Origin of the sequence: Streptomyces sp. NPDC004667 (assembly GCF_040609475.1) — a bacterium.
In the GTDB taxonomy this organism is placed as follows: domain Bacteria; phylum Actinomycetota; class Actinomycetes; order Streptomycetales; family Streptomycetaceae; genus Streptomyces.
Genome location: NZ_JBEXKC010000066.1, coordinates 26,108 through 45,256, shown reverse-complemented (window position 1 = coordinate 45,256; position 19,149 = coordinate 26,108). Strand labels below are relative to the sequence as shown.

The following is a 19,149-nucleotide window of genomic DNA, read 5'->3' as shown; positions in this document are numbered from 1 at the left end:
GGCGGATGCGGCCCGCCCCGCCCTGCATCCGTTCTGCATTTGCCCCGCCCCCATCCGCCCCGCCCGGGGGCGCGCCGTCTGCCCGGCACGGCGTGCGCGTCCGCTCCGGCCCGGCCCGCCATCTGCCCTGACCAGGGCTGATGCCGTGCGCGCCCGCTCCGCACCGGCCCGCCGCCTGCGCGGACCCCGGCGAGCGGAAATATGATGAGCAGGATCCCGCGCAGCGGAAGCGAAGGCGGAAGCAGAGGCACATGGACGTACTCCGGAGCGGCCCGTGACCCGGCGCCGCCCCCCTCGGCCGGACAGCGCCGACCTGCTGAGCATGCTGGGGCAGCTCACCGCCCAGGCTCGGGAGGGGGCCGAGCTGCACCAGGCCCGCGTGGAGCTGGCCGAGGCCCTCCAGCGCGAACTGCTGCCCGCCACCCTGCCCACCCTGCCCGGACTGCGCGCCGCCGCCCGCTACACGCCCGCCCGGCGCGGCCTGGAGATCGGCGGCGACTGGTACGACGGGTTCCTGGTGGCGCCGGACGCCGTCGCCTTCTCCATAGGCGACGTCCAGGGCCACGACGTCGCGGCCACCGCCTTCATGGGCCAGGTCAGGGTCTGCCTGCGCGCCCTGGCCTCCGTCATCGCCGACCCCGGAGAAGTCCTGAACAGGGTCAACGACGTCCTGCTCGCCATGGACAGCGAACTGTTCGCGACCTGCACCCTGCTGCGCGTCGATCCGCGTACGGGCGAGATCGCGGGCGCACGGGCGGGCCACGTACCGGCCGTCTGGGCCACCTCCGACGGCCGGTACGGGATCGCCGAGGACGCCGGGGGCCCGCCGCTGGGCACGCTGCCCGGAGCGCGCTACGAGGTCACCCGGCGCACCCTGGTGGACGCCGGGTCCATCGTCCTGCTCACGGACGGGGTGGTCGAGGGGCCGGCGTTCCCGATCGAGGAGGGGCTCGCGCGCGTGCTGCGACTGGTCCGCGACGCCGCGGGCGGGGATCCCGACGAGCTCGCCGCCGAGGTGCTGAAGGTGGCCGACTCCACCGGGCACGCCGACGACGCCGCCGTGCTGGCCATCGCCTACGACCTCGGCTGACCGCCCGGGCGCCCGCCGTCGCGGGTCCGGCTTCCCCGTCGCGCGTGTCACGCGGCCCCGCGGGCCCGGACTGTTGTCTGATGCTGTGATGCGCACCGTGGAATGGCGGGGTCCGGCCCTGGCGCTGTCGCGGATCCTCGCCGTCGCCGCGGCCTACTACGTGTCCGGCCGGCTCGGCCTGCTGTGCCAGGTGGTCGTCGAGGGTTCGGTCGTCACACCCCTGTGGCCGCCCACCGGCATCGCCCTGGCCTCCCTCCTGTGGTTCGGCCCCCGGATCTGGCCCGGGATCGCGGTGGGCACGTACCTGACCATCGAGAACCTCAGCTCCTTCAGCGTGTCCGACATCGGCATCGTCGCGGGCAACGTCCTCGCCCCGCTGTGCGCCTACGCGCTGCTGCGCCTGGTGGGCTTCCGTCCCGAGCTGGACCGGCTGCGGGACGGGACCGCCCTGGTCTTCCTGGGCGGGATGCTCCCGATGCTGATCAGCGCGGGCACCGGCTGCGGGACCCTGCTGCTCACCGGAAACCTGCCGGCCTCGAACTTCTGGGCCGTGTGGTCCGCCTGGTGGACGGGGGACACGATGGGGGTGCTGCTGGTGACCCCCCTGCTGCTGGTCCTGCGCCGGCCCCGGCTGCCGCGGGACCCGTACCGGGTGCTGGAGGCAGTGGCCCTGGCGGTCGCCACCGCCGCGGGCACGTTCCTCGCCACGAGGAGCAGCCTGTCCCTGCTCTTCCTCGTCTTCCCGCTGCTGATCTGGGCGGCCGTGCGCTTCCGGCTCGCCGGGAGCGCCCCGTGCGCCCTGCTCGTATCGGTGCTGGCGATCTCGGCGGCCACCGAGCACGTCGGCCCGTTCGCCGGGCACACCCTGCTGGAGATCATGGTCAACCTCCAGGCCCTCAACGGGGCGGCGGCCCTGACCGGGCTCCTGCTGGCCGCGCTCGTCACCGAGCAGAACAACATCCGGATGAAGATCGAGGAGGTGTGCGAGGACCTGGCCGAGGTGGTGGCTCACCTCACGCCCCGGAAACCGGCGGACTAGGCCCTGTCGTCAAAGTGGTGCCGGGCGTCGCGGGCCAGGCTCCAGTTTGACGACAGGGCCTAGCCCGCGCCGCGGCCCGGCCGGGCGCGGCCCCTACGCTGGGCCCGTGACGAACGCGAGCGTGGTGGGTGCGGGGCAGGGCGGCCGGGTGCTGTACGGGTGCATGGGGCTGGGCGGGAGCTGGGATCCGCAGCCGTACGGACCCGGGGACGTGGACGCCGCCGAGGCCGCCGTCCACGCCGCCCTGGACATCGGGATCACCGTCTTCGACCACGCCGACATCTACCGCCACGGCAAGGCGGAAGCGGTCTTCGGCGAGGTCCTCGCCCGGACCCCGGGCCTGCGCGAGCGGATCGTCCTGCAGACCAAGTGCGGCATCCGGCTCCCGGACGGGGACCGCCCCGGCCACTACGACCTGCGCGGTACGAGCATCGTCCGCCGGGTGGAGGAGAGCCTGGCCCGGTTGCGGACCGACTCCGTGGACGTCCTGCTGCTGCACCGCCCCGACCCGCTGGCGGACCCGGACGACATCGCCTCCGCCCTGATGTCCCTCCACCGGCAGGGCCTCGTCCGCCGCTTCGGGGTCTCCAACACGGGCGCCGCCCAGATAGCCCGCCTCCAGGCCCGCCTGGACGTCCCGCTGGTCGCCAACCAGCTGGAGATGAGTCTGCACAGCCGCGCCTGGGTCGAGGCCGGGGTCCTGCTCAACACTCCCGAGGGGGCCGCGCACGGTTTCCCGTCCGGCACGCTGGAGCACTGCCAGGAGCACGGCATCCGTCTCCAGGCCTGGGGCGCCCTGGCGCGGGGACGTTTCACCGGCGGCCAGCGGACCCCCGCCGAACACGCCACGGCCGAGCTCCTCTCCGACCTCGCCCGCCGCAAGGACACCACCCCGGAGTCGGTCCTGCTGTGGTGGCTGACGCGGCACCCCGCCGACATCGCCCCCGTCATCGGCACCGCCCGCCCCGACCGCATCCGCGCCTGCCGCGACGCCTCCCTGCGCGCGCCCGACCTCACGCACGAGGAGTGGTACGCCCTGTGGACCACCGCCCGGGGCCTCCCGCTGCCCTGAGCCGGAGGCCGGTCAGGGGCCGGTCAGAGCCCGGTCAGGCCGCTGCCGATGCGCCTCCACAGGGAGCGCGTCGCCCCGAAGCCGCTCTCGTGCTCCCAGACGTGGGTGCACCCCGGGCACTGGAGGTGGAGCAGGCTCCCGGTGTTGGAGAGCATGTAGCGCCAGTGCTCCGAGCAGCTCCGGCGCTCGGCGCACGGGGCGCACCCGCGGGCGTCGTCGCAGTTCGGGCAGGCCACCCAGGCGCGTCGCCCGATGTCGGCCTGCGGGTCAAGCGGCAGCACGGCCGCCCCCGCGCGGGGGCAGCACGCCGGCAGCGACGAGCTCCTCGTACACGCGCTGCTGCTCCGCGTCGAGGCCGGAGTACAGCAGGTCGTACGCCGCCTCCTCGCCGCGCAGTACCTCGATGGGGTCCCAGTCGGGGCCGAGGGCGGCCATGACCTGGGCGCGCCGGGCCACCTCCTGGGAGGTCAGGTCGACGTCGAAGGGCACCAGAGCGGGGCCACCGGGCTCGGTGGGGCCGTCGGGGCCTGTGGGGGGTGTGTGGCCGTGGGGGGTCATACCTCGAAGTTAGGTAACCCTTCCTTTCCCGGTCAAGGGAGGGTGGGCGGAGTCACAGCGGGCCGGGGGCCGGGGCGGGCGGCCGCCCGAAGGATGCGGAGGGATGGATTCCGTACCGCTCAAGGGCGTCAGGACCTCACCGGCGGCCGTATGGCCGCCACCACTGTGGGGGATACATGTATCCGCGGAGTGATACCGCGACGCATTCGATTCAGGGGGAATGGAATGGCGACTCGGCCTGGCATGATCGATCTGCTGGAACTCGGCCCGGACTTCGTCCGCGACCCGTATCCGGTCTACGCGCGACTGCGGGCCGAGGGGCCCGTGCACCACGTACTCACCCCGGACCGCCAGGAGGTCTGGCTGGTCGTCGGACACGAGGCCGGCCGCACGGCCTTCACCGATCCCCGGCTGAGCCGCGACTGGCGCCGCTCCGGCGACATCGGCAAGATCATCAACGCCGAGCAGGACCACCCCGCGCTCGCCCACATGCTCATGGCCGACCCGCCGGACCACACCCGGCTGCGCCGTCTCGTGGCGAGCGCGTTCACCCCACGGCGGATCGAGACCCTGGCCCCGCGCGTCCGGCAGATCACCGACGGACTGCTGGACGCCATGGCGGCGCTCCCGGAGCGCCGGGCCGACCTGGTGGACGCCTTCGCCTTCCCGCTGCCCATGACCGTGATCTGCGAGCTGCTCGGCGTACCGGAACTGGACCGCGGGGCGTTCCGCGGCTGGTCCAACGAGATGGTCGCCCGCACCAGCCCGGAAGCCGAGGCCGCCGCGTACGCGCAGATGCCCCGGTACCTCGTCGGGCTCATCGAGGCCAAGCGAGCCGCGCCCGGCGACGACCTCCTCAGCGCGATGATCCACGCCGTCGACGAGGGCGGCGACCGCCTCTCGCCCGACGAGCTCATCGGCATGAGCGTGCTGCTGCTCATCGCGGGGCACGAGACCACCGTCAACATGATCGGCAACGGGATGCGCGCCCTGTTCGCCCACCCCGACCAGCTCGCCGACCTGCTCGCCCACCCCGGCCTGCTGGACGGGGCGATCGAGGAGATGCTCCGCTACGACGGGCCGGTGGAGACCTGCACCGACCGCCTCGCCCTGGAGGACGTGGAGATCGGCGGGGTGGTGATCCCGGCCGGTTCCGCCGTCCTGATCGCCATGGCCGACGCGGACCGGGACCCGGCGCGCTTCGCGGACCCGGACCGTTTCGACATCCGCCGCGACGCCCGCGGCCACATCGCCTTCGGCCACGGCCTGCACCACTGCCTCGGGGCGCCCCTCGCCCGCCTGGAGGGCCGCATCGCGTTCCGCTCCCTGCTGGACCGCTTCCCCGGTCTCACCGCCGACGCCGACGGGGCCGAGCCGGCCTGGGTGCCGGGCATGCTGATCAGGGGCGTACGACGGCTGCCCGTGCGCTGGTGACCCGGTCCCGGGGAGGGGGCCCGCGTCCGTGGCCCCTGCCCGGGATCAGCAGCCGGACGTCGCGCCGGGCTCGGGAGGGTACGGGACCACGGCGGCCGACGGATCGTCGGCGGGCCCCACCGGCCGGCGTCCACGGGCGAAGGCACGGGCGAACTCCACCGGGTGATCGAGCGTCAGCGTGGCCGCGCCGCCCGCACCGCGGGGCCCGGAAGGCGACGAGTCTCCGCAGTCCAGCCGGTACCCCGTACGGATCAGTTCGTCGTCCGGGCCGCTGTGGTCCACGGCGGCGAAGCCTTCCGAGCCGATCCCCCACTGTCCGTCGACCCGCCACGTGTAGCGCAGTTCCAGCAGGCCGGGACCGGGGCAGCTCCAGCGGAACCGGCCGACGCTCAGCTCGGAGCTGAAGCTCTCGAAACGGCTCCAGCCCCGGCCGTCCGGCAGGAGGGCGAGCGCACTGGTTTCCATCGCGCCCTGTTCCAGGGGCGCGCTGTCCCACAGGCCGGTCAGACGTTCGTCGAGAGGAGTCACCGCCCGATCATGGCCGATCCGGGCCGACGGCGAGCACCCGGCCCCCTGAGCGGGGGAGCCGACCCGGTCAGGCCTGCCGGATCGCGGACACCTCGAACTCCAGGACGACCTTGTCGCCGACCAGGACGCCGCCGCCCTCCAGGGCCGCGTTCCAGGTGATCCCGTACTCCTTCCGGCTGATCGGCACCGAACCCTCGAACCCCACCCGCAGGTTCCCGAACGGGTCGGTCGCGCTGCCCTGGTACTCGAACTCGATGCCGATCGGCCGGGTGACGTCCTTGATGGTGAGGTCGCCCGTCACGCGGAAGCGGGTGTCGTCCAGCGGCTCCACACCCGTGGACACGAAGGTGATGTCCGGGAAGTTCGGGGCGTCCAGGAAGTCGTTGGTGCGCAGGTGGCCGTCGCGCTGTTCGTTGCGCGTGTCGATGCTGGCGGCCTTGATGGTGACCGTCGCCGACGACTTCGCGGGATCCGTGCCGTCCAGGTGGGCGGTGCCTTCGAACTCGTTGAAGGCCCCGCGGACCTTGGTGACCATCGCGTGCCGGGCCACGAACCCGATCTGGGTGTGGGCGGGGTCGAGGGAGTAGTTCCCTGTGAGCGAGGTGAGGGGGGTCGTGGTCATGGACCTGCTCCGCGGGGTCTGGGGGACGGGGGAATCGCTGGACCACGCTAGCCAGACCCGCCCTGACGGGCGCGTGCGACCACGCCCGGAGCGCCCGCGCGTCACCCGATCGGCGAACGGGCCCCGTCGCGTCGGCAGCCCGCGGTCGGCGGCCACTTGGAGGACGCGCCGGGAGGCGGCGCCGGACGCGGGGTAGCGCTGGGAAGGGGGCCGGCGTCCGTCCTGGCACCGGTCCCGGCCCGCGCACGTCCCCCGCGTAAGGACCCCGCATGCAGCACGTCACCCTGAACAACGGCGTCGAGATGCCGATCCTCGGCTTCGGCGTGTACCAGATCCCGCCGGAGGAGACCGAGCGGGCCGTCGGCGAAGCCCTCGCCGCCGGATACCGCTCCCTCGACACCGCCGCCGCCTACGGCAACGAGGAAGCCGTCGGCCGCGCGATCAGGAGCAGCGGCGTCCCGCGCCACGAGCTGTTCGTCACCACCAAGCTGTGGATCTCCGACGCCGGCGAGGACAGGGCCGGGCGCGCCTTCCACACCTCGCTGCGCAAACTCGGCCTGGACCACGTCGACCTGTACCTGATCCACCAGCCGTACGGCGACGTCTACGGCTCCTGGCGCGCCATGCAGAACCTCCAGCGCGAGGGGCTGGTCCGGGCCATCGGGGTCTCGAACTTCCACCCCGACCGGCTGCTGGACCTGATGGACCACAACGAGATCACCCCGGCGGTCAACCAGGTCGAGACCCATCCCTTCCACCAGCGCACCGGAGATCAGGAACTGATGGCCGAGCGCGGGGTCCAGATCGAGTCGTGGGGCCCCTTCGCCGAGGGCCGGGGCAGCCTCTTCACCCACCCGGTGCTCGCCGGGATCGCCACCGCGCACGGCAGGTCGGTGGCACAGGTCGTACTGCGCTGGCTCGTCCAGCGGCAGGTGGTGGTGATCCCCAAGTCGGTGCGCCCGGAGCGGATGGCGGAGAACCTCGACGTCTTCGGCTTCGAGCTCACCGACGAGGACATGGCGGCCATCGCGGCCCTGGACACCGGGGCGTCGGTGTTCTTCGACCACCGCGACCCGGCCGTGGTCAGCCGGCTCGGCAACGTCACCATCGACACCTGAGGGACGGCCGGGCGGCCGTCCTCACGGCTCCGGCGCGGGCGTCGGCACGGGGCGGCGCAGCAGGTAGAGCGCCGCCGCCGAGACCAGGACGGCCATGCAGGCGATGAACACCAGCCCGGCACCCTCCAGCCCGAGCGGGCCCGTCAGCACTCCCACGCCGATCACCGGCAGCGAGATGCCCGTGTACGCCACCACGAACAGGGTCGAGATCACCGCCGCCCGTTGGTGCGGCGGGGACACCCCCGCGACCGCGGACAGGGCCCCCCGGAAGGCCATCCCCTGTCCCACGCCGCCCACCAGCGCGCTCAGCACCACCAGTGCCAGAAGGTCCCATCGCAGCGCCCCCGCGAGCAGCGCCAGACCCGCGAGGAGCCCGGCGCAGCCCAGCGGCAACGACCGCCGTACACCCACCCGGCCGACGGCCAGTTGCCCCGCGGTGGAGGCGAAGAAGGCCAGCGCGACGACCAGTCCGCTCACCGCCGGGTCGTGGACGCCGAGGGACTCGGCGAGGAACGCCGGGCTGACCGAGGTGAAGACCCCGAACAGCGCGAACCCCACGAACGAGGCGATCGCCGCCGGTCCGAACACCGCCCTCACCTGCGCGGGGAGCCGGAGCCGCTGCGGCCGTACGGTGCTCAGCGGACGCCGCTCCCGTACGGTCTCCGGCAGCCCCGCCAGCACCGCCGCCGAGCCCGCCACCAGCGCGAGGTGTACCCAGAAGGGCAGGTACAGGGGCCAGGGGGCGTACTGCGCGAGCAGTCCGGCGAGCAGCGGACCGCAGCCGAGGCCGCCCATGTTGGCGGCCGTCGCCACGAACGTGGCCCGGGAGGTGCCGCCGTGCGGGGCCAGCTCCATGACGAACACCGTCGCCGCGCCGGTGAACAGCCCGGCGGAGAAGCCCGACAGGACCCGCCCCGCGTACAGCCAGCCGAGGCCCGAGGCGCACAGGAAGCAGACGGCGCTGCCGGCCGCGCACGCGAGGCCCGTCCAGAGCACGGGCCGCCGCCCCACGGCGTCCGAGGCGTTGCCCGCCAGCACGAGCACCCCGATGACCGCGAAGGCGTAGACCGCGTACACGACGGTGACGGTCAGTTCGGAGAAGCCGAACTTCTCCTGGTAGAGGCCGTAGAGGGGGGTCGGGAGCGTGGTGCCCGCCATGCACACGGCGAACACGGCCCCGGCGAGCAAGCACTGGCGCCACTGCCGGCGATCACCGTCCATGCCGCCGAAGGTAACCCCGCGCGGGTCCCCGTGCCCGGCGCGCGGCGCGGCAACCGGGGGCGGGGCGGCGGGCGTCCCCCTGCGGGGGTGGTGTTCATGACAGAGATGGTCCGACCGGGGTGGCGGCTCGCCACCGTGGCCCTGCCCGGCCTCGCCGCCGGGGCCGTGTACGCAGGGGCGAGCTGGTGCTATGCCGCCTCCTCCGCGCCCTCAGGGGCGGTCGCCGTCGTCGGCGGAGCCGCGCTGATCCTCGGCGTCTGCACGGCGTACTCCGTGCTCCTCGGCGGCGCCGGGGGCCTCTTCGGGGCCCTGCTGCTGTCCCTGGGGCTGCTGCTGGCCGTGGCCGCGGCCGACCAGGCGGCGGCCCGCACGGCCGCCGCCACCTGCGCGGTGCGCGAGGTCCGCACCAGGGTCCAGGACTCCGCCGGGGAGGGGGCGCCGCCCACCCGCACGGTGTACCGGCTCGTGCTGGACTGCCCGGGAGGCTACCCGGCCGAACTCAAGGAGGACCGGCCCGTCGCCGCGCGGGGAGAGCGGATCCGCGTCGCCTTCGACCCGGCGCACCGCGTCTCCCCGGAGCTCCAGGGGCGTACCCGGCCCTGGAAGGCCGGCCTGTGGGGCGCGGCCCTGATCGGCCTCAGCACGGTGATCGCCTGGGCGAAGCGGCGCCCCTACCGGGAGGACCGGACCTGACCGGACGCGCCCGGCGCCCCGTCCGTCGCGGGCCGGGGTTCATCCGGCCGGCCGCGCAACGGATGCCGCCGGAGCGCCGTCGGTGCAGGCTGCGGGCAGGAGAGCCACCACCGCACAGACGAGGATCCGCCATGTCCCACCACCGGCGCACCGGCGTCATCACCGGGGTCGCAGCCCTGCTGCTCACCGCCACCGCCTGCTCGGGCCTGGGCCGGAGCACGGTCGGCATGCTCACCTTCCGCGGCCACGACTCCCCGGTCGCGCTGTCGTACTCCAACACCAACGTCAACGGCTGCCACCGCATCAACCTGCCGCGGGGCGCCACCCACGTCGAGAACAACACCCTCGTCGACGTCGTCCTGTACCGGACGGAGAACTGCCAGAAGACCGACAAGGCGGACGGCATCTACGTCGCCACCACCCTCTCGAACGTGACGGCTCCGGTCTCCCTGCCCTGGCGCAGCTTCAGCGTCATCCACTGACGCGCCGTGCGGGGCAGCGCCGGCCCCGCCGCGGGGGCGGGGCCGGCGCGCGCGGTCACCAGTAGATGACCACGTACCCGTTGCCGCCGTCCTTGCCGTTGCCGCCGGGCCGGGCGGGATCGCCGCCGTAGCCGCGCTCGCCGCCGTTGCCGCCGACCACCGTGTTCGGGGGCAGGCCGACGATGCCGTCCGGGGCGACCCCGCCCGTGCCGTTGGAGCTGCCGTTGCCGCCGTTCAGGTTGACCCCGCCGGTCGAGCACCAGCCCTTGCCGCCGGCCCCGCCCGCACCGTTGCCGCCGTCGACGATTCCGCCGCCGGCCCCGCCGCCGCCCCCTTCGCCCCCGGTCGCGTTGAGCAGGAGCGTGCTGTCCGAGGACCGGGTCAGCGAGGACGCGGTGCCCGCGGTGCCGGAACCGCCGGTCGAGCCGGGGCCGCCCATGGTTCCGGGCGCACCGCCCTGACCGCCGTCGCCGCCGTCGCCGACGTCCACCCCGTACGTGGTCAGCGGCTTCACCTGGATGGCGCACCAGGTGAAGCCGCCCGCTCCGCCGCCACCGCCGTTGCCGCCGTTGTAGGCACGGGCCTCCATGCGGCCGCGGCTGCCGCCGCCACCGCCGCCGCCCCCGCCACCGGCACCCCACGCCTGGACGAACACCGAGGTGACGCCCGGCGGCGGGGTGAAGGTGTTGTCGGACGTGAACTGCTGCAGCCCGTGGATGACCTGAGGCGGCTTCTTCTTGTCCTTGTCCCTGTCCTTGTCCTTCTCTTTCTCCTTGCCCCAGTCGTCCCCGTCGTCGTCGCTGTTGCCGCCGTGGTCCTTGTCCCTGTCCTTGTCCTTGTCCGACGGGTTCTGCTTCTGCTGGGCGGCGGGCGCCGGCTTCGGGCCCGAGGGCCCCGGCCCGTGGGCGGACGCGGCCGGAGCCATCGCCACCACCTGGCCGGTCAGGGACGCCGCGGCGGCCAGGGAGGCGAGGAGGACCCGGGAACGGACACGGGGCCGCCTGGTCGTGACGGGATGCTGCGAGAGGTTCATGAGTTCCTTCCCCGCCGGCCGCCGGAGGCGCCGCGGGATTGCGAGGGGACGGGTGCGTGGCCGACTGGGCACCCCCGTGGACCGGGCGTCCCCGCCACGCGATGCCCATCCCAGCGCTCCCCGCCGCCGGGCCGCCGTCGGCACGGCCGGGGCTGTGGACCAGGCAGGTGAGCATTTCGTCAGACCGGAGCAACGCTGGGCCGGCCGGGGTAGCCGGTGTCACGGAGCCGACCGGCCGTCGTTGCCTTGACATGACCGACTTGATGGTGAAGATCCCCGCCGACTGGCTCGCCCGCGTTTTCCTCTCGCTGCGCCGCAGCGCCCTCGACGACGCCCAGGCCGTCGCCGCCGAGCTGTGGCCGTTCACGGAGCAGCCCGGGCAACGGGTGCCCGTGCCCCGGGCCACGGTGATGCGTACGGAACGGGCCCTGCGGGGAGAACTGGCCCGCGTGGAGGAACCAGGACGCCGCGCCCGCCTGCACGAGGAGACCGCCCAGCTGATCAGCGCGCGCCTGGGCACCGGGGACCGCTGACCCGGCCGGGGCCGGGCCGGGGGTTCCGGCTTCCGCCCCGGGCGCCTACCCGGACGACCGCCCGCCCTCCGTGCCCGCTCCGGCCCGCCGGCCCCAGGCGGTGATCAGCCCGGGGGACAGGGCGGCGCAGTCGGGGGAGTCCAGGTAACGGACGGCCGCGTCCACGGCGGCGTCGTCCACGAGCCCGGTCGCGGTCATCGCGGCCTTGGCCCGCTCCCAGGTGTCGGCCCAGAAACGGCTGATGGGGCTGCCCGGGAGCAGCGGCGGGACGTGGATCTCGGCGGCCACCTCCGACAGCCCTGCGGCGCGCAGCAGTTCCGGGTACCGCGGCGTCCAGTCCACGTCGGTGCCGATGGTCGCCCGCAGCCCCTGCCACATGGCGCGCACGGCCCGTGTGTACGGGGTCGCGGGCGCCGCCGCGGTCGTCAGGTCCACGGCATCGCCGAGCACCAGCACCCCGCCGGGGACCAGCAGATCGGCGAAGCGGGAGATCAGGCGCTCCCGTTCGGGCAGGTGCATCAGGACGAAACGGGCGTGCACCAGGTGGAAGCGCCCGGGGTCGAAGGCGGGGTCGCCGATGTCCGCCTCCAGGGTGGCCAGGCCCGGCTGCGGGCGGGAGGCCAGGAATCGGATGTCGCGGTCGACGGCCAGCACGCTCGTCACGCCGGCCCGCGTCAGCAGCCCCCGGGCGACGCTGCCGGTGCCCGCGCCCAGCTCCAGGCAGATCCAGCCGGGTCCCGCGCCCAGGGCCGTCAGCCGGGCGAGCGTGATGTCGTCGTAGGCGAGCGCGCCGAGGTCGATGCGCTCGTCCTCACCGGCCCGCTCCGGCCGGAACACGGCCGTGCCGTAACGGCCCGGCACCCCGTCACCGGGCCGGGCCCCGTCGCCCGCCGCCGCGTGTGCGCCCATGAACCGGTCACCGCCTCCCGCTCGTGCCGGCCCGGCCCGCGCCTCGCGCACGGCACCGGGTCCGTGGCTCCAGTATCGGCGCGCGCCGCGGGGTCGGCGCGGTGGTCCCCCGGAAGGCCACGGTGACGGCGACGGCGACGGCCACGTTCAAGGCCAAGGCCACGTTCAAGGCCAAGGCCAAGGCCAAGGCCAAGACGGCGCTCGCCGCCTAGCGGGGCGCCGTGTCGTCGGCCGGGAAGGCGGGGCCGTGGCCCGGGACGATCACGTCCGCGGCGTCCAGCACCCGCAGCCGGGACCGGAGCAGCACCTCGTGGTCGGGGGCCACCGGGTCCTCGACCGGGCCGTTCGGCCGCCACCACAGGTCGCCCACGAAGGCCACGACCCCCGCCTCCGTGCCCGCCAGCAGCGTGATGTCCTCGGCGCTGTGCCCCGGGGTGCGGATCAGCCGCAGGGACGGGGCGAGTTCGTATCCCTCGGCATCGCGGTCGGTCCACTGGTCGTCGCGGTAGATCGCCTTGTGGTCGTGGACGCGGGCCCCGCCGAACAGGCCGACGTTCATGGTGTTGTCCGGATGGTGGTGACTGAGCACCACGTCGGTGATGTCGTCCGGGCCGAGTCCCAGCGCGGCGAGCGGGCCGAGGATCCGGTCGCGGCCGGCCACCATGCCCGGGTCGACGACCACATGGCGGTCCCCGTCCGTGACGTAGGAGACGGTGGCGGCGACGCCGGGGCCCGTGGAAAGGGTGTAGCCGGTGGTCAGGATCGTGTACGCGGCGCTGCGGCCGAGCGGGGTGTCGTTCATGTGCCCCAGTCTTCGCGAGCCGCGGCACCGCGACGAGTGTCCGTACTGCCACCCATCGCAGGAAACGTGCCACCGCGTGGCACACTCTCCCCATGCCGCCCTTCGTGACCGTCGCCGCCCATGCCCCGCCCGGAGTGGGGATGCTCGGGGCCGCGATCGTCTCCGAGGTGTTCGACGCACGCGGCCAGGGCCTGCCCCCCTTCGACTTCGCCCTGTGCACCGAACGCCCCGGCACGGTCCGCACCGACGTCGGCCTGCCGCTCCTCGTCGAACACGGTCTGGACCGCCTGGCCTCGGCCGACCTGGTGATCGCCCTGCCCTGGGCGGACTTCCGCACCCCGCCCGGCCCGGCCGTGCTCGACGCGCTGGCCCGCGCCCACGCGCGCGGGGCCCTGGTCGCGGCACACTGCGTCGGCGCCTTCGCGCTCGCCGCGGCCGGGCTCCTCGACGGGCTGCGCGCCACCACGCACTGGCGCTTCGCCGGCCTGCTGGCCGGGCGCCACCCCGAGATCAGCGTGGAGGCGGACGCGCTCTACGTCGACGAGGGCCGGGTCGTCACCGGCGCAGGCGCCGCCGCGGGCTTCGACCTGTGCCTCCACCTCCTGCGGCGCGAGCACGGAGCGGCGACCGCCAACGCCATCGCCCGCGACCTGGTCCTTCCTTCCCACCGCGAAGGCGGACAGGCCCAGTACCTCACCACCCCCGCGCCCGAGGACTGCCGGGACGAGCGCCTCGCCGACGTGCTCGCCTGGGCCCGTACGCACCTCCACGAGCCGATGCCCGTCGGCGAACTGGCCCGCCGCGCCCTGATGAGCCGGCGCTCCTTCGCCCGCCGCTTCACCGCCGCCACCGGAACCACCCCGCACGCCTGGCTCCTCGGCCTGCGGCTCAGCCGCGCCGAGGAACTCCTGGAGACGACGGACCTGCCGGTCGAGGAGGTCGCCCGCCAGGTCGGCTACGGCAGCGCGGCCGTGCTCCGCGCCCAGTTCACACGCCGCCGCGGGGTACCGCCCCGCACCTACCGACGCTCGTTCACGCGCACCCCGTAGTCCGGCAGGTCGATGTTCTCGGCGGCCTTGCGGGCGATCCTGGCGGCCATGTCCTTTCCCGGCAGGTACGGCATGAGGCGGTAGTAGCGGTTGAGGAACGCCGCGAGGAAACGGCTGCCCGGGACCATCAGCTTCGCCACGCCGTCCCCCATCTTCTGGCAGCCCTCCGCGTACGCGCGCATCCGCTCCTCGTAACGGGCGAAGGCGACGCGGTGGTCGCCCGCCGCGGCGGCCAGTTCCCCCGCGAGGACGTAGGCGCCGACGAGCGCCAGGCCCGAGCCCATCCCCGACAGTGAGGAGGGGCAGGACGCGGCGTCGCCGACCAGGCAGACCCGGTCCCGCGACCAGGTGTCCATCCGCACCTGACCGACGGAGTCGAAGTAGAAATCGGGGGCCCGCCGCATGTCCCGCAGCAGCCGCTCGCATTCCCAGCCGTTGCCGGAGAACTGCTCCGCGAGCACGTCCTGTTGCGCGGCCGCGTCCCGGTGGTCGAGGTCCAGCTCCGGTGAGGCGAAGTAGAAGACGGCCTTGGCCTCGGTGTTGTTCCGGGCGCTGTACATCGCCGCCAGCCGGCCCGCGGTGCGGTAGGCGTGGCCCGTGCGGTCGAGGCCGAGGTGGTTCTCGGTGGTGAACACCGCGCAGTGGACGCCGAGGTGGCGCACGAACCGGTCGTGCGGACCGAAGGCCAGCCTCCGGGTCGTCGAGCGCGTTCCGTCGGCCCCGATCACCAGGTCGAACCTGCGGGGCGCGCCGTGCTCGAAGGTGACGTCCACGCCGTCCGCGTCCTGGGTGAGGGAGGTGACGGAGTCCCCGAAGACGTACTCGGTGTGGTCCTCCGTGGCGTCGTGGAGGACCCGGGCGAGGTCGCCGCGGAGCACTTCCAGGTCCCCCGCGAACAGGTCGGCGGGCAGGGTGGCGCGGGTCCGGCCGCGGGTGTCGACGTAGCTCATGGAGCCCGTGTGGGTGCGGACGGCGTCGAGTTCCCCGAGGAGGCCCATCCGGTCGAGGACGGAAAGGTGGGCCCGGCCGCGGAAGTCGACGGCGTAGCCGCCCTCGCGCAGGGCGGGGGCGCGCTCGACGACGGTCGGGCGGAAGCCGTGCCGGTGGAGCCAGTGGGCAAGGGCGGGGCCCGCGACGGAGGCGCCGGAGATCAGGACCGTGGTGTTCTTCTTCGTGTTCGTCATGCCGGTCAGCCTGGACGGGGAGGCTCACCGGGCGCTCACATCCGGCTGACCGCCTCGGTGAGCGGCTCCGGCAGCCCCAGGATGCGCAGCGCCTCCCGGGTGTCCCGGCCGGTGAGCCTCCGGGCGTACGCGGCGGCCTCCCGGGCGCGGGCCCGGGCCGTCACGCCGTCGCCGCACAGCCCGGCGACGCGGGAGAGGCCGGCGAGGATGCGGACCCGGTTGCCCGCGCTCTTGACCCAGTGCGGGTCGGCGTGTTCCAGGGCCTCGGCGTACAGGCGCCCCGCCCCGCCCGGGTCGGCTTCCAGGAGGGCCATGTCGCCGAGTCCGCGCAGGGCGGCGGCCAGGCCCGCCGGGCTGCCGGCGCTCCGGGCCAGGGCGGCGGCCTGCGCGTAGTCGGCGCCGGCGGCCACCGGGTCCGCGTCGACGACGTGGTCGCCCCGGTTGACCAGCAGGTCGGCGCTGTCCTCCAGGGCCCCGAGCTCCTGGGTCAGCGCGAGCGCCTCGTCGGTGAGGGCGACGGCCCCCGCACGGTCCCCCCGCGCCCCCGCGAGGCCCGCGAGCACGTCCAGGGCCAGCGCCCGGCCCCACCGGTCACCCACCGCCCGGAAACCGTCCGCGGCCTCCGCGAAGGCCGCTTCCGCGCCCGCGTCGTCCCCGTCACCGAGGGGCCCGAACCCCGCCACGTAGCGGGCGGCCGCGCGTACCCACGGGTCCCCGCAGTCGTGTTGGGCCGAGACGAAGGCGAAGGCCCCGTCGGGGTCGCTCTCGGTCGCGTTGCGCATCATCCACGACAGCAGCACCACCGGGTAGCGGCCCGTCCGGTCACCCGGCCAGGCGGCGGCGAGTTCCCGCCCGGCCCGCTCGCGGTGGCGCCGCCACACGGCCGCGCCGCCGTCCCCGGCGGCGGCCAGCAGCACGCAGACCGCGTACTCCTCGCCGAACCCCTCCGGCACCTGCGTGCCGACGCCCTCCAGCAACGCGGCGGCCTGCGGGGAGACGGAGGACCGGACGCCGCGGATCCACAGGTAGGAGGAAGCCGAGGCGAGGAGTTCCAGGCCCGTCTCCCACCGGCCCGCGTCGACGGTCCAGGCCAGCGCCGCGAGCAGGTTCCCGTGCTCGGCCGACAGCGCCGCGAGCCGGCGCAGCTGGCCGGCGCCCCTGGTGTCCGGATCGGCCGCCCGTACCAGGTCCAGGAGGAGCCGGGCGTGGACCGCCCGTACGTCGTCGGCCTCGCCCGCCGCCGCCAACTGCTCGGCGCCGTACGCGCGGATCGTCTCCAGCATCCGGTAGCGGCCGCCCGCCACCTCCAGGAGCGATTTGTCGATCAGGGACTCCAGCGTCTCCCCGTCCGCCCCGCACACCCGCCGCGCCGCGTCGGGGGCCGCGCCGCCGGCGAAGACGGTGAACCGCCGTGCGGCACGCTGCTCGGACTCGGAGAGCAGCTCCCAGCTCCAGGCGACCAGCGCCCGCAGGGTCCGGTGCCGCTCCTCGGCGCTGCGGTTGCCGCGGGCCGCGCCGATCCCGAGCCGGTCGTCCAGCCGGCCAGCCAGGTCCTCCGGCTCCAGGGTGCGCAGCCGTGCCGCCGCGAGCTCGATGGCCAGCGGCAGGTTGTCGAGGGCCGCGCAGATCCGGCCGACCGTCTCCGGGACGGGCGCCGGCCCCCGCCGCACCGCCGCGGCCCGGTCGGTGAACAGCCGGGCGGCCGCCGTGTCGTCCAGCGGCCGCACCGGCCACAGGCTCTCCCCGATGACGGCGAGCGGCTCGCGGCTGGTGGCGAGCACGCGCAGCCGCGGACAGGCCGCCAACAGGCGGCCCGCCAGCAGGGCCGCCCCGTCGACGAGGTGCTCGCAGTTGTCCAGGACGAGCAGCAGCGCCCGGTCGGACAGGGCCATGACCAGGCGCTCCACGGGCGTCTGCCCGGCGGGCCCCAGCTGCAGCCCGCTCTCGCGCAGGCCGAGTGCCCCCAGCACCGCCTGCGCCGGATCGGCTCCCTCGCGTACCTGGGCGAGCTCGACGAAGCAGACCTCGTCACCGCTGCCCGCCGCGACCTCCACCGAAAGCCGGGTCTTGCCGACCCCGCCCGGACCGATCAGGGTGACCAGCCGGGCCGCCCGCAGGAGGGAGGCCACCTCCTCGACCTCCGTGGCGCGGCCGACGAAGGAGGTCAGCTGGGCCGGGGGAGCGGTGGGGCCCGACGAAGGGCCCGCGCTCAGCAACTCCCGGTGGAGTGCGCTCAGATCGGCCGACGGGTCCGAGCCGAGCTCGTCCGCGAGGTGCCGCCGGGTCTCCTCGAAGACGACCAGCGCCTCGCCCTGCCCGCCGTCGGCGGCCAGGGCCCGGATCAGCAGCCCCGCCAGCCGTTCCCGCAGCGGATGCCGGCCCACCAGCTCGCGCAGTTCGGCCGAGACCCCCCGGTGCCCGCCGAGCCGCAGCTCGGCCTCGATGCGGTCCTCCAGGGCGGCGAGGCGCCCCTCCTCCAGCCGCGCCGCGGCGGCCCCGGCCGTCCGGCTCTCGGCGAGGTCGGCCAGGGCGGGCCCCCGCCACAGCCCCAGCGCCTCGCGCAGGAGCGGGACCGCCCGCGCGGCGTCGCCGGCGTCCAGTGCCTCCCGCCCCTCGCGGGCCAGCCGCTCGAACCGGCAGGCGTCCACGTCTTCTTGACTGACCGTCACCCGGTAGCCCGCTCCGGCGCGTTCGATCGCCGCCGGGCCCAGGGCCGCGCGCAGCCGGGACACCTGGGAGTGCAGCGCGTGCGTCGACGTCGCCCCGTGCGGGGCCGTCTCCTCGGCCAGCAGGTCGGCCGAGACGACCTCCCCGGGCCGCACCAGCAGCAAGGTGAGCAGCGCCCGCCGGGCCGGCCCTCCGAGGGCGACCTCGGTGCCGTCTTCGTGCCGTGCCAGAGTCTCGCCCAGGATGGAGAAGCGCATGCGGGCGATTATCCATCAGCCGTCCATCAGCGGAGATCATCCCAGGGGGCCGAGCCAGGTTCCGCCGGAGACGTCGACGGTCTGCCCGGTCACCCACCGCCCGTGCGGACCCGCCAGGAATCCGACGACGTCGGCCACGTCCTCCGGCTCACCGAGCCGTCCCAGCGCGGTGATCGACTCCAGTGCGGCCACCACCTCGGGAATGGCGGTGTATCCGGCCGTCATGTCGGTGCGTACCGCACCCGGCGCGACCGTGTTCACCGTGATCCCGCGCCGGCCCAGTTCGTTGGCCAGCGAGGGCGCCATCGCCTCGATCGCGGCCTTGGTGATGGTGTAGCCGATCTGCGTGGTGACGGCGAACCGGCTGGCCGTCGAACCCATGTTGATGATGCGTCCGCCGTCGTTGAGCAGCGTCAGCGCCCGCTGGATGACGAAGAACGGCGTGACCACGTTGACGGTGAGCAGGTTCGCCAACTCCTCCAGGCCGAGGGTGTCGACCGAACTGCCCGAACTCATACCCGCGTTGTTGACCAGGATGTCCAGCCCGCGCCCGGCCAGCCCCTCGGTCAGTCCGTCGAACAGCCGGCCCACGGCGTCCGCTTCACCGAACCGCGCCCGTACGGCGAACGCCTGCCCGCCCGCTTCCTCGATCAGGGCCACCGTCTGCCGGGCGGCGGCCTCGTTGCCACCGTAGTGGACGGCGACCAGGGCGCCCTCGTCGGCCAGCCGCAGCGCGATCGCCCGCCCGATGCCCCGGGATCCGCCCGTCACCAGCGCCGTCTTGCCGTTCAGCATGCCCATGGTCCGCTCCCTCGTCAGGTGGCCGGGTCTCGGTCGATCCGGCGACGAGGACCACAT

Annotated in this window: 20 protein-coding genes; 9 read left to right on the top strand and 11 right to left on the bottom strand. The window is 74.6% G+C overall.

The features are described 5' to 3' along the window. The first annotated feature begins 274 nt into the window (after window positions 1-274). From ABZW32_RS29250 to ABZW32_RS29240, 3 genes are all read left to right on the top strand, one after another. Entirely contained in the window at window positions 275-1,090 is an 816-nt protein-coding gene (locus ABZW32_RS29250; RefSeq protein WP_356221411.1) for a PP2C family protein-serine/threonine phosphatase, read from the top strand. Between the two features lie 85 nt (window positions 1,091-1,175). Continuing rightward, complete coding sequence (locus ABZW32_RS29245) at window positions 1,176-2,129, top strand: MASE1 domain-containing protein (protein ID WP_356221408.1); 954 nt, start codon at window positions 1,176-1,178, stop codon at window positions 2,127-2,129. 106 nt (window positions 2,130-2,235) lie between these two features. Beyond that, complete coding sequence (locus ABZW32_RS29240; RefSeq protein WP_356221405.1) at window positions 2,236-3,201, top strand: aldo/keto reductase; 966 nt, start codon at window positions 2,236-2,238, stop codon at window positions 3,199-3,201. 23 nt (window positions 3,202-3,224) lie between these two features. Here the strand turns inward: ABZW32_RS29240 and ABZW32_RS29235 are convergent, their stop codons facing one another. Continuing rightward, window positions 3,225-3,482: a hypothetical protein gene (locus ABZW32_RS29235; RefSeq protein ID WP_356221404.1), complete on the bottom strand. Its 258-nt coding sequence runs from the start codon at window positions 3,480-3,482 to the stop codon at window positions 3,225-3,227. Continuing rightward, on the bottom strand, window positions 3,469-3,759 hold the full coding sequence (locus tag ABZW32_RS29230) for a DUF6400 family protein (RefSeq protein ID WP_356221401.1): 291 nt from the start codon (window positions 3,757-3,759) through the stop codon (window positions 3,469-3,471). The genes ABZW32_RS29235 and ABZW32_RS29230 overlap by 14 nt, the downstream gene beginning before the upstream one ends. A 225-nt stretch (window positions 3,760-3,984) precedes the next feature. On the opposite strand from ABZW32_RS29230, the gene ABZW32_RS29225 reads away from it, so the two are divergent. Next, complete coding sequence (locus tag ABZW32_RS29225) at window positions 3,985-5,193, top strand: cytochrome P450 (protein WP_356221398.1); 1,209 nt, start codon at window positions 3,985-3,987, stop codon at window positions 5,191-5,193. A 45-nt stretch (window positions 5,194-5,238) separates the two neighbouring features. Here ABZW32_RS29225 and ABZW32_RS29220 read toward each other — a convergent pair whose 3' ends face one another. Continuing rightward, window positions 5,239-5,721, bottom strand: a complete 483-nt coding sequence (locus ABZW32_RS29220; protein ID WP_356221396.1) for a hypothetical protein — start codon at window positions 5,719-5,721, stop codon at window positions 5,239-5,241. A 67-nt stretch (window positions 5,722-5,788) separates the two neighbouring features. Further along, a complete protein-coding gene (locus ABZW32_RS29215) occupies window positions 5,789-6,343 on the bottom strand; it encodes a YceI family protein (RefSeq protein WP_356221393.1) in 555 nt (184 codons plus the stop codon). Between the two features lie 269 nt (window positions 6,344-6,612). On the opposite strand from ABZW32_RS29215, the gene ABZW32_RS29210 reads away from it, so the two are divergent. Continuing rightward, window positions 6,613-7,461: an aldo/keto reductase gene (locus tag ABZW32_RS29210; RefSeq protein ID WP_356221391.1), complete on the top strand. Its 849-nt coding sequence runs from the start codon at window positions 6,613-6,615 to the stop codon at window positions 7,459-7,461. A 21-nt stretch (window positions 7,462-7,482) separates the two neighbouring features. Here the strand turns inward: ABZW32_RS29210 and ABZW32_RS29205 are convergent, their stop codons facing one another. Then, entirely contained in the window at window positions 7,483-8,682 is a 1,200-nt protein-coding gene (locus tag ABZW32_RS29205) for an MFS transporter (protein ID WP_356221389.1), read from the bottom strand. A gap of 96 nt (window positions 8,683-8,778) precedes the next feature. Here ABZW32_RS29205 and ABZW32_RS29200 point away from each other — a divergent pair, with 96 nt between their 5' ends. Together ABZW32_RS29200 and ABZW32_RS29195 are read left to right on the top strand one after the other, a co-directional pair. Continuing rightward, window positions 8,779-9,375 (top strand): hypothetical protein, encoded by a 597-nt coding sequence (locus ABZW32_RS29200; RefSeq protein WP_356221386.1) that lies wholly within the window; start codon window positions 8,779-8,781, stop codon window positions 9,373-9,375. Between the two features lie 131 nt (window positions 9,376-9,506). Continuing rightward, the gene (locus tag ABZW32_RS29195) at window positions 9,507-9,857 is read left to right on the top strand and encodes a hypothetical protein (protein WP_030230066.1); all 351 of its coding nucleotides are present in this window, start codon (window positions 9,507-9,509) and stop codon (window positions 9,855-9,857) included. Window positions 9,858-9,912: 55 nt separating this feature from the next. On the opposite strand, the gene ABZW32_RS29190 is transcribed toward ABZW32_RS29195, so the two are convergent. Beyond that, complete coding sequence (locus tag ABZW32_RS29190) at window positions 9,913-10,890, bottom strand: hypothetical protein (RefSeq protein WP_356221383.1); 978 nt, start codon at window positions 10,888-10,890, stop codon at window positions 9,913-9,915. Between the two features lie 251 nt (window positions 10,891-11,141). On the opposite strand from ABZW32_RS29190, the gene ABZW32_RS29185 reads away from it, so the two are divergent. Next, window positions 11,142-11,423 carry a hypothetical protein gene (locus ABZW32_RS29185; protein ID WP_266846054.1) on the top strand — a complete coding sequence of 94 codons (282 nt, stop codon included), beginning with the start codon at window positions 11,142-11,144 and terminating at the stop codon, window positions 11,421-11,423. Between the two features lie 45 nt (window positions 11,424-11,468). On the opposite strand, the gene ABZW32_RS29180 is transcribed toward ABZW32_RS29185, so the two are convergent. Together ABZW32_RS29180 and ABZW32_RS29175 are read right to left on the bottom strand one after the other, a co-directional pair. After that, on the bottom strand, window positions 11,469-12,332 hold the full coding sequence (locus ABZW32_RS29180; RefSeq protein ID WP_356221380.1) for a class I SAM-dependent methyltransferase: 864 nt from the start codon (window positions 12,330-12,332) through the stop codon (window positions 11,469-11,471). A gap of 208 nt (window positions 12,333-12,540) precedes the next feature. After that, complete coding sequence (locus ABZW32_RS29175) at window positions 12,541-13,134, bottom strand: MBL fold metallo-hydrolase (RefSeq protein ID WP_356221378.1); 594 nt, start codon at window positions 13,132-13,134, stop codon at window positions 12,541-12,543. Window positions 13,135-13,226: 92 nt separating this feature from the next. Here ABZW32_RS29175 and ABZW32_RS29170 point away from each other — a divergent pair, with 92 nt between their 5' ends. Beyond that, a complete protein-coding gene (locus tag ABZW32_RS29170; protein WP_356221376.1) occupies window positions 13,227-14,183 on the top strand; it encodes a helix-turn-helix domain-containing protein in 957 nt (318 codons plus the stop codon). Here ABZW32_RS29170 and ABZW32_RS29165 read toward each other — a convergent pair. Genes ABZW32_RS29165 through ABZW32_RS29155 form a run of 3 tightly spaced genes read right to left on the bottom strand, consistent with a single transcriptional unit; the run spans window position 14,153 to window position 19,092 of the window. Next, entirely contained in the window at window positions 14,153-15,367 is a 1,215-nt protein-coding gene (locus ABZW32_RS29165; protein ID WP_356221373.1) for an FAD-dependent monooxygenase, read from the bottom strand. The two genes, ABZW32_RS29170 and ABZW32_RS29165, sit on opposite strands and share 31 nt — an antisense overlap. A 35-nt stretch (window positions 15,368-15,402) precedes the next feature. Further along, on the bottom strand, window positions 15,403-18,291 hold the full coding sequence (locus ABZW32_RS29160; protein WP_356221370.1) for a BTAD domain-containing putative transcriptional regulator: 2,889 nt from the start codon (window positions 18,289-18,291) through the stop codon (window positions 15,403-15,405). A 36-nt stretch (window positions 18,292-18,327) separates the two neighbouring features. Beyond that, complete coding sequence (locus ABZW32_RS29155; protein WP_356221367.1) at window positions 18,328-19,092, bottom strand: SDR family oxidoreductase; 765 nt, start codon at window positions 19,090-19,092, stop codon at window positions 18,328-18,330. Window positions 19,093-19,149: the final 57 nt, after the last annotated feature.

Bases quoted from the DNA above. Each gene is read 5' to 3' on its own strand.
- ABZW32_RS29190 (WP_356221383.1), bottom strand. From the start codon at position 10,890: ATGAACCTCTCGCAGCATCCCGTCACGACCAGGCGGCCCCGTGTCCGT.
- ABZW32_RS29165 (WP_356221373.1), bottom strand. From the start codon at position 15,367: ATGACGAACACGAAGAAGAACACCACGGTCCTGATCTCCGGCGCCTCC.
- ABZW32_RS29195 (WP_030230066.1), top strand. From the start codon at position 9,507: ATGTCCCACCACCGGCGCACCGGCGTCATCACCGGGGTCGCAGCCCTG.
- ABZW32_RS29205 (WP_356221389.1), bottom strand. From the start codon at position 8,682: ATGGACGGTGATCGCCGGCAGTGGCGCCAGTGCTTGCTCGCCGGGGCC.
- ABZW32_RS29210 (WP_356221391.1), top strand. From the start codon at position 6,613: ATGCAGCACGTCACCCTGAACAACGGCGTCGAGATGCCGATCCTCGGC.
- ABZW32_RS29200 (WP_356221386.1), top strand. From the start codon at position 8,779: ATGACAGAGATGGTCCGACCGGGGTGGCGGCTCGCCACCGTGGCCCTG.
- ABZW32_RS29155 (WP_356221367.1), bottom strand. From the start codon at position 19,092: ATGGGCATGCTGAACGGCAAGACGGCGCTGGTGACGGGCGGATCCCGG.
- ABZW32_RS29225 (WP_356221398.1), top strand. From the start codon at position 3,985: ATGGCGACTCGGCCTGGCATGATCGATCTGCTGGAACTCGGCCCGGAC.
- ABZW32_RS29230 (WP_356221401.1), bottom strand. From the start codon at position 3,759: ATGACCCCCCACGGCCACACACCCCCCACAGGCCCCGACGGCCCCACC.
- ABZW32_RS29180 (WP_356221380.1), bottom strand. From the start codon at position 12,332: ATGGGCGCACACGCGGCGGCGGGCGACGGGGCCCGGCCCGGTGACGGG.
- ABZW32_RS29160 (WP_356221370.1), bottom strand. From the start codon at position 18,291: ATGCGCTTCTCCATCCTGGGCGAGACTCTGGCACGGCACGAAGACGGC.
- ABZW32_RS29170 (WP_356221376.1), top strand. From the start codon at position 13,227: ATGCCGCCCTTCGTGACCGTCGCCGCCCATGCCCCGCCCGGAGTGGGG.
- ABZW32_RS29215 (WP_356221393.1), bottom strand. From the start codon at position 6,343: ATGACCACGACCCCCCTCACCTCGCTCACAGGGAACTACTCCCTCGAC.
- ABZW32_RS29185 (WP_266846054.1), top strand. From the start codon at position 11,142: ATGACCGACTTGATGGTGAAGATCCCCGCCGACTGGCTCGCCCGCGTT.
- ABZW32_RS29175 (WP_356221378.1), bottom strand. From the start codon at position 13,134: ATGAACGACACCCCGCTCGGCCGCAGCGCCGCGTACACGATCCTGACC.